Source organism: Octadecabacter arcticus 238 (assembly GCF_000155735.2).
Taxonomy (GTDB): domain Bacteria; phylum Pseudomonadota; class Alphaproteobacteria; order Rhodobacterales; family Rhodobacteraceae; genus Octadecabacter; species Octadecabacter arcticus.
The window spans coordinates 1,600,681-1,615,653 of record NC_020908.1 but is presented as its reverse complement, the minus strand read 5'-3'; the positions used below and the strand labels follow the sequence as shown (position 1 = coordinate 1,615,653).

Here is a 14,973-nt window from a genome sequence, read left to right as displayed (position 1 = left end):
GCCAACGTCAGGCGCAGCCGCGAGGCATAGGCTGAGACATCATGCGGGTCCGTGCGCTTTCGCCCGGGTCGCGCGCACCCCGTAACGCTTTGCCGTCAATCGCGATGATATCACCGTCTTTGAGGAGCTTGGTCACATCGGCAAGTACCTTACTGAAGGCCGCATCGAGTGCCTTCGGGTCGATGATCCGGAAGACCTCCGAGAAGGTATCATGCGATGGAATGGCATGCTTGAGTTTCAGGAAGTTCCTGAAAAAGCTCTCTTTTGCACGGCCAAATGCGGCCATCTCGGCGCAGGAGGTCGATCCACATAAGACCGACACGAAGGCGATAACGAGCAGTTCACCAAGGTCGTGGCGCACGTTACTGGCGCGCGGATCAGGAACTTCGTCGAAGGCGGATAGAAAAATATGCATGGCGATGAGCACCCGATGAGAACAACCACCCATCCAGAATCCATCCCGCCATCACCTGCAAGAGCAATCCTTTACTCACTCAGTTCCAAACACGATTCCCCTGCACTCGGACGAACGACACGCCAGAATGTTTTGCAATTGAACCCAGCGATCACTTGCTCCCCAGTCCCTCGAACCAACCAGCCGTGCTCCACAAGTTTTTTGACGCAGGTGTTTAATGTATTCCCGTCACGCAGGTGACCCCTCCGTGCCAATAAGCGTGAGACAATTGACTGGCTAAAGTTTACACTTGAGGGCGTAGGAGAACGAACCCATGGTTATGCCTTCACAATCACCACTTTCGCCAGATGCTGGATCTGGAGCCGTTTTGGCCCCGACGTCGCCTCCCCGCGTTGTTAATACGCCGTTGGCTCCCACAGCGGAACTGACGAGCATCCCGAAGCGACGCAACTTCACCCTCCGTGCCAATAAGCGTGAGACAATTGACTGGCTAAAGTTTACACTTGAGGGCGTAGTAGAACGAACCCATGGTTATGCCTTCACAATCACCACTTTCGCCAGATGCTGGATCTGGAGCCGTTTTGGCCCCGACGTCGCCTCCCCGCGTTGTTAATGCGCCGTTGGCTCCCACAGCGGAACTGACGAGCATCCCGAAGCGACGCAACTTCACAGCCAAATACAAACTGCGCATTCTGGATGAGACGGACCAAGTGGCAGACACTGGCGGGGTTTCCGCCATTCTACGGCGGGAGGGGCTTTATTCCTCTGCACTGACCGATTGGCGCCGTGCGCGGGCGGCCGGCACATTGGGTGCATTGCAGCCAATGCGCCGTGGCCCACAAAAGGCACCTGCCAATCCATTGCAAGCTGAGCTGGCCAAGGCCAACCGTGAGGTGACAGCCTTGCGGCGCCGTCTGGATCAGGCGGAAGCCATCATTGCCATCCAAAAAAAAGTGGCGGGACTTCTGGACGAGATGGAGCAGACGCAAGAGCGCAGCGGCAAATCATGATGGCCGTCGCGATTGCATTGCCCACCGGCAGCGGCTTGACCTCGGCTGTCTGCGCCGCGCTATCATTATCGCGCGCGAGCGTTCTTCGACAGCGTGCGGCGCTGACGGCACCACCACGCACACGCCCACCGCGCGCAGCGTCTTCGCGGGCTCTACCGGAAAGGGAAAGAGACCAGGTATTGCACCACCTGCGCGAACCCCGCTTTGCGGATCAGACGCCCACAGAGGTCTTTGCCACCTTGCTGGATGAAGGCACCTATCTGTGTTCAATCCGCACGATGTATCGGATATTGGCCGCGCAGGGCGAAGTTGGCGAACGCCACCGACAGCGCACACATCCCGTCTATCAAAAGCCTGAACTTCTAGCTGAAGCCCCCAATCAGGTCTGGTCTTGGGACATCACCAAGCTGAGGGGCCCGGTGAAATGGTCCTACTTCTATCTCTATGTCATCCTCGACATCTTCAGCCGCCGCGTTGTTGGCTGGCGCGTCGAGCACGCGGAGAGCGCCAGCCAGTTCAAAGAGCTGTTCATCGACGCGATGGAAAAACACGAGGTTCCACGCGATCAGCTGACATTGCATGCAGATCGCGGTGGGCCCATGAAGGCAAAGACGACAGCCCTGATGCTGGTTGATCTTGGTGTGCTCAAGTCCCACAGTCGGCCCCACACCTCAAACGACAACCCGTTCTCCGAAGCCCACTTCAAAACACTGAAATATCAGCCAGAGTTCCCCAAGAACTTTGAAACCATCGAGCAGGCTCGCGCATTCTGCCGCAGGCTCTTTGCATGGTATAACCAAGACCATCATCACGCCGGGATTGGTCTGATGACGCCCGACCAAATCCATTTTGGGCAGGCCCAAGAAATCTACACCGCGCGACAAGCAACACTAGACGCGGCATTCCTCGCCACGCCCGAACGCTTCGTACACAAACCACCAAAACCGCCTCAAATCCCGACCGCCGTCTGGATCAACCCACCAAAACCAACCGAAGAAACCCAAGCCTAAAGTCCAAAAGCCACTGTCTCAAAGTCGTTGACACGTTCCGCCGCGCCGTAGGAACGGAGCTTGTCGGTGACGAAGATATCGCGCACGGAACGATGACATGATCTATCTGCAGGACAAACATTTGTCGCTCAAAACGCAGCTTCTCTTGGATCATCTAACCGAAGGATTAAGTTAACTCAGAATGCTGTCTCAATGTCTTTGAAAAGGAATATCGTGTGATTGTCAGGGACCATCCGTCCTCTTTTCGACTGTTTTTCGTTATGCAGGGATCAGTTGTGCCCAAAATTCTGGGCAAGATTATTGGCATTGCGCTGTTATCGGTCGTTGTCCTGTTGGTTAATCACTTCGTTGTCACGCTACCGAAAATTTCGATCGGGGCGATGGGAATATTTGGTGTCGCGCTGTCACTCTTCCTCGGGTTTAGGAACAACGCAGCCTATGACCGATGGTGGGAAGCCCGCAAACTATGGGGGTCAATGATCGCTGATGTACGCAATCTTGGGCGGCATATGTGCGTCTTTGTCGGCAAGGGGGAGGAGCGCGAAGCCATCTTGTCTTATGCGGTCGCCTTCGCACATTTGCACCGTGGTTTCTTGCGAGGGGTCGATGTGCGGCCTGAAATTACCAGCTGGGTCGGCGAAGAAAGTGCTGCATCGATGGTCGGGAAGAAGAACCCGGCAGATGCGGCATTGCGATCGATAGCCGACAGAATTGGCGAGCTGATCAAAAAGGACGCGATCAGTGGGTTTGGTCAAATGACTATTTCACAAACGCTGTCCTCGTTGGCTTTCGCGCAGGCCGGATGTGAACGCATTTTGACGACACCTTTGCCATTCGTGTATTCCCTGTTGGTGCGCCGGACGACCTATCTCTATTGCTGGTTGCTGCCATTCGCGTTGATCGATTCCACAGGCTGGTTTGCCCCGATATTTGCGGCTGTCGTGGCCTATGTGTTCTTTGGCCTGCAAGCCGTAACGAACGAGCTGGAACTGCCGTTTCGTAATGTTCAGAATGGGTTACCCGTCGATTCGATGTGTCGCACGATTGAGATTTCGGTGGCCGAAGCGCTGGATCGCAATCCGCCAGACGGCCTGTCCCCAACAAATCATGTGTTGAGTTAGGGTACACATTTCATTTTGTCGGATGTTGTCCCTATCTCCAGTCGGTCCCAACATTCACTTGGTGCCAACATGGCAATTCCGTCGTTCTTCGCTTCAACGGGCCAGAGATACGATACCGCTGCCAGCGAGGGGAATGCTGATGAAGCGCAAGACCCAATTTCTGTGTCCCGCCAAGTCCATCTAAAACACTAACGTCACATCTTTCAGGCAAAGGAGACGCCTCCCGTCAAGACACCTCAGGTACCGTCACGCGCTGGGCTAGTGGTTAATCTCATCTGTGGCAGCTTAGACTCAAGTTTCAAATGCAACACTCAGAGCCCTTTGGGCATAGGATGTTGTGATGGACATACGAAGCAAGCACCTCAGCAGCGAGGACCGTGGCGTGATATTAGCCGAGCATAATAGGGGCAGCAGTCAGCGGTTGATCGGCCAGCTTTTGCATCGCCCGGCGAGCACGATCTGCCGTGAGCTGGCGCGAGGTCGGCAGGAAGACGGCAGCTATTGCCCGCAAGCGGCGCGGCAGGCCTATGATGCCCGGCGCGCGCGCTGCCGCCGCAAGCGCAAGCTTGTGGAGGGGAGCGATCTTTATCGTTTCGTTCATGGCAAGCTCGTACATCTGCACTGGTCGCCTGAGCAGATTGCGCAGAGACTGCGTCTCATGAAGCCTGATGATCCATCCGCCCATGTGAGCCATGAGACCATCTATGCCGCGATTTACGCGCAGCCACGTGGCGGGCTGAAGGCGGCGATGATCGAGGCGTTGCGTCAAGCGAAGCCTAAGCGTGGGCTCAAGCGCAGGACAGCGGCGGGCAGTGCTATGGTCCCGGAATCATTGCGCATTATCAATCGCCCTGAAGAGATCGAAGCACGACTGGTACCAGGCCATTGGGAGGGCGACCTCATCAAGGGCGCATTCAATCGCTCGTCAGTGGGGACCTTGATCGAGCGCAAGACACGCTTTGTCATTCTTTGCAAAATGGATGGCAATGGGGCCGAGGCCGCGCTTGACAGCTTCACCCGCCAGATGAGACGACTACCCGCTGATTTGCGCAAGAGCATGACCTATGACCGTGGCTCCGAAATGGCCTGCCATCGTGAATTGGCGCGACGATTGAAAATTGATATCTGGTTCTGCGATCCGCATGCTCCCTGGCAGCGCGGCAGCAACGAGAACACCAACGGACTGCTGCGTCAGTTCATGCCCAAAGGAACTGACCTGAACGGTGCAAGCCAAACATGGCTCAACGACGTTGCAAACCTGATGAACAACCGTCCAAGAAAAACCCTCGGATGGAGAACACCCGCTGAAGCTATGGCCGACGAAATCGTGGCCTTTAAATCAACCGTTGCACTTGATGTTTGAATCCAAGCAGTGCTAATTAGACTGTGTGGCGCTGCGAAAGATACATAAAAGTCATTTTAGATTGCTTGTGACATCCAGAGCGTTAAAGTTTGTAATTTATGGGTCAGAGTTATTGTCAAATCTGGTGTTTGAGTATTATTGGTCATGCGGTGATCTGGTCGGGGTTTGTGGTTTCGATTCCGTCTTTGAACGTGACGCCTGTGATGACTTTTGCGAGGTAGTCAAAGCCGCGTAGCTTCCTCCAATTTTGCTCAGCACATTGCCCCAGTTTGAACATCATGTGCAGCATGCCATCGCGTGACAGGCAGCCCTTTGAACGCTTGGTACGATGCCGGATCGTCGCGAAGGCCGATTCAATTGGATTGCTAGTGCGGATGCTTTGCCAATGCTGCGCCGGGAAGTCGAAGAATGCCATGAGTTCCTCACGATCTTTTTGCAGGCATAGTGTGGCCTTGGGGTATTTGGGTTCGTAGGTTTTGATGAACAGATCGAACGCCTTTTCTGCATCGACTTTGGTCTCGGCCTGCCAGATGTCGTGCAGCGCGGCCTTGGCTTTTGGCTGAGACAGCTTGGGTAAACAATTGAGCACGTTCATCGTTTTGTGTTGCCAACAGCGTTGATGGCGGGTCTCAGGATAGACTTCGTCCATGGCCGCCCAAAACCCCATGGCACCGTCCCCGATGGCCAGTTTGGGCGCATTCATGCCTCGGCTTTTGAGGTTAAGCAGAACCTCGCGCCAGCTCTGCGTGGACTCGCGCACCCCATCCTCAATTGCCAGAAATCGCTTCTTGCCACGGGCAGTTACCCCAATAATAACAAGGGCACAGAGCTTGTCATCCTCGCCCCGAAGGCCGCTGTGAACGCCGTCGGCCCAGATATAGACGATGGGCTCGTCATCTAACTCAGCGCCTTTCCAAGCCTCGTATTCATTGGCCCAATCGCGTTTTAAACGCGAAACCGTATTAGCCGACAAGCCAACGGCATCTGGGCCCAGAAGAACCTTGAGGGCGGGAGCCATCTCGCCGCTGGAGATCCCTTTGAGGTAAAGCCATGGCAAGGCCGCTTCCAGCGTCTTCGTGCGACGCACATAGGGCGGCACCAGGGCAGACCGGAATGTCACCGGTGTGCCGTCCTTGGACCGAACCTTTGGAATGCGCACGCTCACAGGGCCAATGCCCGTTTGAAACGGGCGGGCCGGATGATGTCCATTACGCACGACTGCCGCGTGACCGGCATCGGTGCGTAAGCCGGTAAATTGCGCCAAATAACTGACAAGCTCAGCCTCAACTGCTGTCGCGATCAATTGTTGTGCTCCCGTTTTCAGCAACTCCGTCAACGCGTCCGTCATCTCGTCTCGACGCGCAAAATCAACAATGTTAGTAGTTCCCATGGTGGTGTATCTCCTTTGGTTGGGCTGCTGTCTTCCAACAACAATTCAACCAGATACGCCGCCAACCTTCAAACCACTCAAACACCAGATTCAGTCATAGCTCTATGGGTCATACATCCACTAAAAATCCTACAGAAGACTGATTGGGGATGCTAAATTCATACAAGTCAGTCATTAGTTTGAGCCGCGAACATATACACCTTAGCTGATAACAAGGAGATGTTAGATGAGAAAACAAATCGTTCAAGGATGGAATTTTATATTTAATGCTGAAGTAAGTCCGCTTCGTCACATTTCCGATGTTGCTGTGCGCCATTATGTTTTGCAGGCTCTTGCGCTAATGTGGGCCGTAACTTTTGCCGTTGCAATCGGAAGCTATACCCTGCTGGCAGCAAGCATTATTGGTCATTCTGTCTTGATAGCCGCAGCAGCAATCACGGTAGCAACGTATACTACCGCCGCGAAAAAACCGACGTTATTTGCGCGTGGATCAGGTCGCAGTCGTGACGGTGAACACGATTAAGCGTTCGTTATCTAAAAATGAACTACCCAGACGGTAACCTTAGCCAGAGCTATGACTGAATCTGGTGTTTGAGTGGTTTGAAGGTTGGCGGCGTATCTGGTTGAATTGTTGTTGGAAGACAGCAGCCCAACCAAAGGAGATACACCACCATGGGAACTACTAACATTGTTGATTTTGCGCGTCGAGACGAGATGACGGACGCGTTGACGGAGTTGCTGAAAACGGGAGCACAACAATTGATCGCGACAGCAGTTGAGGCTGAGCTTGTCAGTTATTTGGCGCAATTTACCGGCTTACGCACCGATGCCGGTCACGCGGCAGTCGTGCGTAACGGACATCATCCGGCCCGCCCGTTTCAAACGGGCATTGGCCCTGTGAGCGTGCGCATTCCAAAGGTTCGGTCCAAGGACGGCACACCGGTGACATTCCGGTCTGCCCTGGTGCCGCCCTATGTGCGCCGCACGAAGACGCTGGAAGCGGCCTTGCCATGGCTTTACCTCAAAGGGATCTCCAGCGGCGAGATGGCTCCCGCCCTCAAGGTTCTTCTGGGCCCAGATGCCGTTGGCTTGTCGGCTAATACGGTTTCGCGTTTAAAACGCGATTGGGCCAATGAATACGAGGCTTGGAAAGGCGCTGAGTTAGATGACGAGCCCATCGTCTATATCTGGGCCGACGGCGTTCACAGCGGCCTTCGGGGCGAGGATGACAAGCTCTGTGCCCTTGTTATTATTGGGGTAACTGCCCGTGGCAAGAAGCGATTTCTGGCAATTGAGGATGGGGTGCGCGAGTCCACGCAGAGCTGGCGCGAGGTTCTGCTTAACCTCAAAAGCCGAGGCATGAATGCGCCCAAACTGGCCATCGGGGACGGTGCCATGGGGTTTTGGGCGGCCATGGACGAAGTCTATCCTGAGACCCGCCATCAACGCTGTTGGCAACACAAAACGATGAACGTGCTCAATTGTTTACCCAAGCTGTCTCAGCCAAAAGCCAAGGCCGCGCTGCACGACATCTGGCAGGCCGAGACCAAAGTCGATGCAGAAAAGGCGTTCGATCTGTTCATCAAAACCTACGAACCCAAATACCCCAAGGCCACACTATGCCTGCAAAAAGATCGTGAGGAACTCATGGCATTCTTCGACTTCCCGGCGCAGCATTGGCAAAGCATCCGCACTAGCAATCCAATTGAATCGGCCTTCGCGACGATCCGGCATCGTACCAAGCGTTCAAAGGGCTGCCTGTCACGCGATGGCATGCTGCACATGATGTTCAAACTGGGGCAATGTGCTGAGCAAAATTGGAGGAAGCTACGCGGCTTTGACTACCTCGCAAAAGTCATCACAGGCGTCACGTTCAAAGACGGAATCGAAACCACAAACCCCGACCAGATCACCGCATGACCAACAATACTCAAACACCAGATTTGACAATAACTCCCTTAGCCATCCCAACGCAGTATTAGTCAGACGCAATAGATAGCCCCTACCTGAGCAAATCAGAAGTTGACCTGAGGTCTTCCCAAACTACTTAAAAATTGTAATTTCCAAGTACCCCAGCCGATAACGGGTTTTTGTCAGTTTTGATGTGAGTCTCAAAGCGTATTCACCAAGACTTACTGGCGGATAGTGAGGTCGTCTCCGAGCGCCGTGTTGCGAGAATAATGAAGGAACACAAGGTGTCCCCGCTTCTTCGCAAGCGTAGAAAGCCAATCACAACGGACAGCAATCATAAGCTGAAGCCATCCCCAAACTTGTTGGAACAGAAATTCCACAGCCAGACGCCTAATGCCGTTTGGCTGGCGGATATCACCTATATCGACACGGACGAAGGCTGGCTTTATCTGGCTGGCGTGAAGGACATAGCCACGCGTGAGATCGTCGGTTGGGCGATGGAGGATCACATGCGTGCGGAGCTTTGCTGCGCCGCCCTCGAGATGGCTCTGGGACGCAGAGGCCCGGTTCCGGGATTGATACACCACTCCGATAGGGGCGGCCAATATGCTGGCGGGGACTATCGCAAGCTGATCAAAAAGGCGAAACTCACTCAATCCATGAGCCGCAAGGGCCAATGCCTCGACAATGCGCCGATGGAACGCTTCTTTGCTTCATTGAAAAAGGAGATGGTTCACCAGCGGCGCTTTAGAACACACGCTGAGGCCAAGGCCGCCATCTTCGAATACATTGAGGTCTTCTACAACCGCCAGCGCCGTCATTCAGGCGTCGGCTACAAAACGCCAAAACAGGCTTTCGAAGATATGACTTGGAAAATGGCAGCATAGGGTCAATAAGCAAACTGTCCGGAAAACGGGACGAAGTTCACACCAGGATCCTGCAATATACAAGGCAGCTTTCAACCACGGCCAATTGGTTAGAGCTCTTCTGCGTTACCACACACGCTCGAACGCGTGGGATAACGCAGTGGTGTAGCCACGAGCCCTCGAACAAAAGCCATGCCCCCTAACACCATTCAAATAGAGATTGCTTCGTTGGAGTGTTTAGGGCGTCTGCGCCATACTGTCGCCATACAATGATCTGGAGGTGAAATTGCCGTGATCGATCTTATTTGCTAACGAAGATATATCAATTTGGAGTCGCGAAAATGCGCAAATTACTTATGACAGCAGCTCTGCTCATTGGATCCGCTGTTCCAGCCTTTGCTGAAACCATCGAAATCCAGTTACTAAACGAAAATGAGGCTGGTGATCGTATGGTCTTCAGCCAAGAGCTGATCCGCGCCGAAGTTGGCGATGTGATCAGGTTTATAGCAACTGATAGGTCCCACAACGCGCAATCCGTAAAAGATGCGATCCCCGAAGGACAAGAAGCCTTTAGGGGAAGAATGAATCAGGACGTTGAGTACATCGTAACTGAGACAGGCTTGACGGCAGTCGTCTGCCAACCTCACGAGAGCATGGGCATGGTGGCTTTGATTGTCGTTGGGGATGATCTCAGCAATGCCCAAGATATTCTTGATGCGCGTATTCGTGGGGCGGGCAATGACAAGATAGTGGCGCTTATCGAAGAGGCCCGAGCGGCTCAATCTTAACGCCAATCATCGAAGCCTTGATGAAAAATAATGGGGCTGAATGGCAGATGTCTGTTCTGCATTGTCTTGCCATACGTACCTGAAGCCCAAATATCTCTTCAGGTCATTGGACAAAATGAGGGCAACCCTACTCCTCCACGGTCCATCACGACCTAGCAGGAAAAGATCCAACCCTCGCCGTTGTCTTGCGCTGTACGCGATTGCAGTAAAAGGCAACGGCACCCGTATCGCTAAACAGCCACATACTGGATAAGACAATCCAGACACGAGAGCCCCACTCCTCGAACTGATCTTTCAGCCTGAACGTTTCTGGGCAGTCCATGAATGTCAGAAATGCTCTGAACACGTCGCACTTTAACAACAACAAGAACCTAAACTTGCACTCTCAAAATTTACCGTGAGTTGCATGCAACGGGGTGCGCATTTCCCCTGTGTAAAAAGAGCCTCGGAAGGACCCAAACACTTCAAGCTTGCGCGTTTTATTCTGCCACAAAGGGTGAGAAGGAGACTTTCGCCGCTGTGTCCACCGATGATTGCAATGCGAACAAATTATGAGTTCTCTGTGGTGGCGCCAAGGGCTGTTTTCTTGGTGGTGCAAATTTATGCATGGGTTAAGCTGTGCAAAACTTCAACCCATAAGAAGCAACCCCTCATTTCTCTATTCAACCAACCAGTGCAATTTAATCGCCAAAGGCCACACAAATGAATGCAATCACCAAACTCTCAGTTAATGCTAACACCACCCCAGACACCAACGACCTAGACGGCTGGGTTGTCGTTGACGGAAATCCGACAATGCGTACTTGGGCTTTACATACGAACTCGGACGGCACCATGCTATCGGGCGTGTGGGAAGCAACACCTGGCACCTACCATGCAACATACACAGCTTATGAATTCGTCCACATGATCTCTGGCCGCATCGTAATTACACCAGATGGCGGAACGTCTGTAACGGTTCGGGCCGGCGATGCCTTCGTTGTAGAAGCTGATTTCAAAGGGACATGGAAAATTGAAGAGCCAGTGCGCAAGCACTTTGACTTTAAGCTATAGCAGACATCCTCACACGGTACCGCATCAGGCATTTTGGGCTCTTGAACTAAGGCCAGACCAAGTACGTCGCAATCAAACTTAGAGGATGACACATGAGCACTTTCGATGAGGACTTGTTCCTCAAGGGATTAGAGCAGCGAAAAGCGACACTCGGCTCGGAGTATGTCGAGAAAAATCTGGCCGCTGCGGATGATTTCACGCGGCCATTTCAGGAAGCGATGACCGCATGGTGCTGGGGCTTCGGGTGGGGCGATGATGTGATCGACGCGAAGACCCGTTCTATGATGAACTTATCAATGATTGGCGCACTTGGGAAAATGGCCGAATGGGAAACCCATTGCCGTGGAGCGATAAACAACGGCGTCTCAAAGGAAGAAATTCGTGCAATCATCCACGTCATAGGCATTTATTGTGGCGTCCCGCAGGCGCTTGAGTGCTTCAGGGTCGCAGGCAAAGTATTCGAGGATATTGCTTAGAGCCCGATTTAAAACTATTTGAGTGAGTTAATTATTTTGTGATTCTGTTCGGTTGTGAAGCTGAATGGAGATCACAATGTCTTGGACTGAACTCACCCGCCGTCAACACGACCGAAAAGGCGATAAATACGCAAGCGATATGAACGATACGGAATGGGCGTTGATAGCGCCTTCAATGCCGCCACCCAAGACAACTGGTCGGCCCCGTACAACATGTTTACGCGAGGTGGTCGACGCGCTCCTCTACATTGCAACAACCGGATGCCAATGGCGGATGTTACCGAACGACTTCCCGCCAGTTTCAACGGTTCGGGGCTATTTCTACGCGTGGCGCGATGACGGGGTGCTTGATGAGATAAACCAGAAGCTGGTCGAAGCCGCGCGTCTGGCCGAGAACCGCAAAGCCCAGCCAACGGCAGGGGTCATCGATAGCCAGAGCGTCAAAACCACTGAAAGCGGCGGTATTAAGGGCTATGATGCGGGCAAACGGATCAAGGGCCGCAAGCGCCACATCGTAACCGACACGGTTGGATTGCTGATAGGCTTGGTGGTCCACAGTGCCGGAATTCAGGACCGCGACGGCGCACCCGATGTGCTTAAAATTATCGCCTCGCGCTATCCATCATTGCGACATGTATTTGCGGATGGCGGGTATGCAGGACCCAAACGGAGGGACGCGCTAAAGGCCCTCGGCCGATGGACCGTCCAGATCGTCAAACGCTCTGACACCGCGGAGGGATTTGAAGTTCTGCCGCGGCGGTGGGTCGTCGAGCGCACCTTCGCCTGGCTGAACCGATGTCGCCGCCTATCGAAAGATTGGGAGAAATCCATCGCAAGCGCAGAGGCTTGGATCCTCATCGCGCATATCAGACGCGTCACACGGCATCTCGCAAGGAATTGAGAACATTCAGTTAGTTTTGAATCAGACTCTTAGAGCTGAATGGTCGATGCCTAGTGATTTTGCGTCACCCGTAAAGTCCATAACTCCCACGAGTATGGAACCGGGGCGCCGCTGATGATCAATACAAGCAAATCACGCAACTAGAATTTGGCATGACCCGATTGCGGACATTCCTGCTCGTTGCAGGATCATCTACGAGGGCTTAATCCTGCCATTCGCCGTGGACAAGACAAAGATAGGCTCAGGGCCGTTCACGTCGATCTGGCAGTAGGGGCTTCCGGCAAGATTATGCTGCGTCGCCGCATGTCTCAACCCATTCTAATCTTGCTATAAAACTGATGTAAGCAGGCTCTTCTCCGCTTTGTTGAGTAAGAAAAGATTCCGACCATCAAGTAACCTGTTGATATGTTAGGTTTCTGACAACTTTTCATAGGGCAGGTATATGACCATCGACATCTCGCAACATATTTTACGCCTGAAGGGGCAACGTGTAAATGAAATTGAGCTGGCTGAAGACTGTGCGAAGGTTATTGTTCAGTGCAGTCGGGATGCCCGCAGGAGCGCTATAGACCCTGCAACCGGCAAGAAGGGTAGCATCAACCAACATATTCGCCGACAAGTAAACGACATCCCGTTTTTTGGGTATCCTTGTGTGATTGAGATTGAGCTAGCGCAGGTTTTTATTAGCAAGGGTGAGCGCCGCATTGAGGCGTGTCCTTCTGTTGATAAAGGGTGCCGTTTCACCCATCGATTTTGCCATCTTATCAGTGGATTGTGCCGTCATTTATCCATTCTGGCTGTCTCCAGGCATTTAGGTATACGATGGGAGACGGTAAAGAATATCGACAAGGCATACCTGATGGAAACGCTCCCTGCGCTTGATCCCGCACAGCTTGCTGGCTTGGAATACATTGGTGTCGATGAAGTGGCCCGGGCGAAAGGTCATGACTATATGACGGTGGTCTACGATATGGTCGGAGGGCATCTGATCTGGGTGGAAGCCGGTCGAACTGCCGAAGTTTTTTCAAGGTTTTTGAAACAGCTGCAGCCAGATACAGCCCATAAAATAAAGGCCGTGTCGATGGATATGGGGCCTGCCTACCAAAAGGCTGTCAGGGAGTCCTTGCCGATGGCCGACATCGTATTTGACCGTTTCCACGTCATGAAAAACTACAGCAAGGCTATCCATAATCAGGGTCCCTTCGCGAATTGTGTGGGTAGGCCTGCGATGGCCTTTTGATGCTGTCACCAGATGTTGTGGTCGCGAGGTGAGGCGCGTCTAGCGCGTAGACCTCACATATCGCAGCGCCTGACGCGCCGGATCTGTTGGCGTCTGCGATGTCGCAAGGTAGAATATAGTTCCCACAGATCAGAAGATGGAGGGGAACCATGGGGCCCGAGACAAACTTGTTTACGATTGCGCTTGGTCTGCAAGCGCCCTGGAGCGTTTCCGACGTGCGCTTCGATACCAAGGCAAAGGAGATCCACTTCGAGATCCGCTTCAAGCCTGGCACCCGGTTTGCCTGCCCGTCCTGTGGCGCGGCCGATCAGCCGGTCCATGACACGCGGCCCCGGACCTGGGAGCATCTGCGCTTCATTGAGCACAAGGCTTTCATCCACGCCTCCGTTCCCCGTGTTGCCTGTAGCGCATGCGGCAAGACAGGGCAGATCACGGTTCCCTGGGCGCGCAGTGGCAGCGGCTTCAGCCAATTGTTCGAGGCCTTCGTGATCGCTCTGGCCAAAGAGATGCCGGTGAAGGCCATAGCCGATCTTCTCGAGATCGGGGACGACCGGTCATGGCGCGTGCTTGACCACTACGTCCCGGCTGCGCGCGAGCTGGAGGACTTCAGCGACGTGACGGCTGTCGGGATCGACGAGACAGCAGCGCGGCGCGGCCACAATTACATCACCCTGTTCCATGATCTCAAGGCGGGAAGACTGCTCTTTGCCTGTGAAGGCCGCGATGCGGGCACGGTCAAGACTTTCACTGCAGACCTCCGTACCCATGGTGGCGATCCGGACGCCATCACTGCCGCCTGCATCGACATGAGCAGGGCCTATATTGCTGGTATCGGTCGGCATCTGCCGAACGCGGCCATCACCTTCGACAGGTTCCACGTCATCCAGCTGGCCAACGCCGCGCTGGAAGAAGTCAGGCGTGCTGAGGTGCGCGCAGAGCCCGCCCTGAAACGAAGCCGATGGATGTGGCTCAAGGACAAAAAGAAGTGGACCAAAAAACAGATTGCACAGCACCACACGCTATCACGCATGCAGCTGAAGACAGGGCGCGCCTTCCGCTTGAAGGAAGCGCTGCGCGACATCTTTGCAGCGGCGACCACGCGCGCCGAGGCCGAAGAGCGGCTCACCGCATGGTTCCGATGGGCGCGCCGCAGCAAGCTAGCGCCCTTCAAGAAGCTCGCCCTGACCCTGAAAACCCACTGGTATGGTATCCTTAACAGCTTTGAAAGCGCCCTGAGCAATGGCTCAGTTGAGGCCATCAACGGCTTAATCCAAGCCGCCAAGGCGCGCGCCAGAGGATATCGAAAACCACGCAACCTCATCCTCATGGCCTATCTGATCTCTGGCAAACTCAGCCACCTGCAAGCGTCGCCCTACACCACAACATCTAGGGCTATCGTTGAGTGACCGGAAAACAAACTACCCACACA

14 protein-coding genes and 1 pseudogene are annotated in these 14,973 nt (G+C 53.8%); 13 read left to right on the top strand and 2 right to left on the bottom strand.

Annotated features, from left to right (window positions below):
* Nucleotides 1-7 precede the first annotated feature (7 nt).
* Nucleotides 8-448, bottom strand: a complete 441-nt coding sequence (locus OA238_RS34455; protein WP_275450496.1) for an ISAs1 family transposase — start codon at nt 446-448, stop codon at nt 8-10.
* Nucleotides 449-728: 280 nt separating this feature from the next.
* On the opposite strand from OA238_RS34455, the gene OA238_RS32650 reads away from it, so the two are divergent.
* The 4 genes from OA238_RS32650 (at nt 729) to OA238_RS08400 (ending at nt 4,919) form a co-directional block, all read left to right on the top strand.
* Entirely contained in the window at nt 729-1,028 is a 300-nt protein-coding gene (locus tag OA238_RS32650) for a hypothetical protein (protein ID WP_187293166.1), read from the top strand.
* Nucleotides 943-2,435, top strand: a protein-coding gene (locus tag OA238_RS08410; protein ID WP_085982742.1) for an IS3 family transposase whose coding sequence is annotated in 2 segments (ribosomal slippage) — nt 943-1,393 and nt 1,393-2,435 — 1,494 coding nt in all. Because the reading frame shifts where the segments join, the coding sequence is not laid out codon by codon here. The genes OA238_RS32650 and OA238_RS08410 overlap by 86 nt, the downstream gene beginning before the upstream one ends.
* Nucleotides 2,436-2,650: 215 nt before the next feature.
* Nucleotides 2,651-3,556 carry a bestrophin family protein gene (locus OA238_RS08405; protein WP_015494862.1) on the top strand — a complete coding sequence of 302 codons (906 nt, stop codon included), beginning with the start codon at nt 2,651-2,653 and terminating at the stop codon, nt 3,554-3,556.
* A 340-nt stretch (nt 3,557-3,896) separates the two neighbouring features.
* Nucleotides 3,897-4,919, top strand: coding sequence for an IS30 family transposase (locus OA238_RS08400; protein ID WP_015494861.1), 1,023 nt, complete (start codon nt 3,897-3,899; stop codon nt 4,917-4,919).
* A gap of 142 nt (nt 4,920-5,061) precedes the next feature.
* Here the strand turns inward: OA238_RS08400 and OA238_RS08395 are convergent, their stop codons facing one another.
* The gene (locus OA238_RS08395) at nt 5,062-6,309 is read right to left on the bottom strand and encodes an IS256-like element ISOan6 family transposase (protein WP_015494114.1); all 1,248 of its coding nucleotides are present in this window, start codon (nt 6,307-6,309) and stop codon (nt 5,062-5,064) included.
* A gap of 226 nt (nt 6,310-6,535) precedes the next feature.
* Here OA238_RS08395 and OA238_RS08390 point away from each other — a divergent pair, with 226 nt between their 5' ends.
* The 9 genes and pseudogenes from OA238_RS08390 to OA238_RS08350 all read left to right on the top strand — a co-directional run bounded on the left by OA238_RS08390 (nt 6,536) and on the right by OA238_RS08350 (nt 14,950).
* Nucleotides 6,536-6,832 (top strand): hypothetical protein, encoded by a 297-nt coding sequence (locus OA238_RS08390; protein ID WP_044036509.1) that lies wholly within the window; start codon nt 6,536-6,538, stop codon nt 6,830-6,832.
* A gap of 149 nt (nt 6,833-6,981) precedes the next feature.
* Nucleotides 6,982-8,229, top strand: a complete 1,248-nt coding sequence (locus tag OA238_RS08385; protein ID WP_015494114.1) for an IS256-like element ISOan6 family transposase — start codon at nt 6,982-6,984, stop codon at nt 8,227-8,229.
* A gap of 200 nt (nt 8,230-8,429) precedes the next feature.
* Nucleotides 8,430-9,107, top strand: coding sequence for an IS3 family transposase (locus OA238_RS08380; protein WP_275450509.1), 678 nt, complete (start codon nt 8,430-8,432; stop codon nt 9,105-9,107).
* A 320-nt stretch (nt 9,108-9,427) separates the two neighbouring features.
* Complete coding sequence (locus OA238_RS08375) at nt 9,428-9,874, top strand: plastocyanin/azurin family copper-binding protein (protein WP_015494860.1); 447 nt, start codon at nt 9,428-9,430, stop codon at nt 9,872-9,874.
* 702 nt (nt 9,875-10,576) lie between these two features.
* Nucleotides 10,577-10,927: a cupin domain-containing protein gene (locus OA238_RS08370; RefSeq protein WP_015494859.1), complete on the top strand. Its 351-nt coding sequence runs from the start codon at nt 10,577-10,579 to the stop codon at nt 10,925-10,927.
* Nucleotides 10,928-11,019: 92 nt separating this feature from the next.
* Nucleotides 11,020-11,403, top strand: a complete 384-nt coding sequence (locus OA238_RS08365) for a carboxymuconolactone decarboxylase family protein (protein ID WP_015494858.1) — start codon at nt 11,020-11,022, stop codon at nt 11,401-11,403.
* Nucleotides 11,404-11,479: 76 nt separating this feature from the next.
* A complete protein-coding gene (locus OA238_RS08360; RefSeq protein ID WP_015494857.1) occupies nt 11,480-12,304 on the top strand; it encodes an IS5 family transposase in 825 nt (274 codons plus the stop codon).
* A 442-nt stretch (nt 12,305-12,746) separates the two neighbouring features.
* Nucleotides 12,747-13,499 (top strand): annotated as a pseudogene (locus tag OA238_RS08355) (ISL3 family transposase); the annotation flags it as partial.
* Between the two features lie 194 nt (nt 13,500-13,693).
* Entirely contained in the window at nt 13,694-14,950 is a 1,257-nt protein-coding gene (locus tag OA238_RS08350) for an ISL3 family transposase (protein ID WP_015494856.1), read from the top strand.
* Nucleotides 14,951-14,973: the final 23 nt, after the last annotated feature.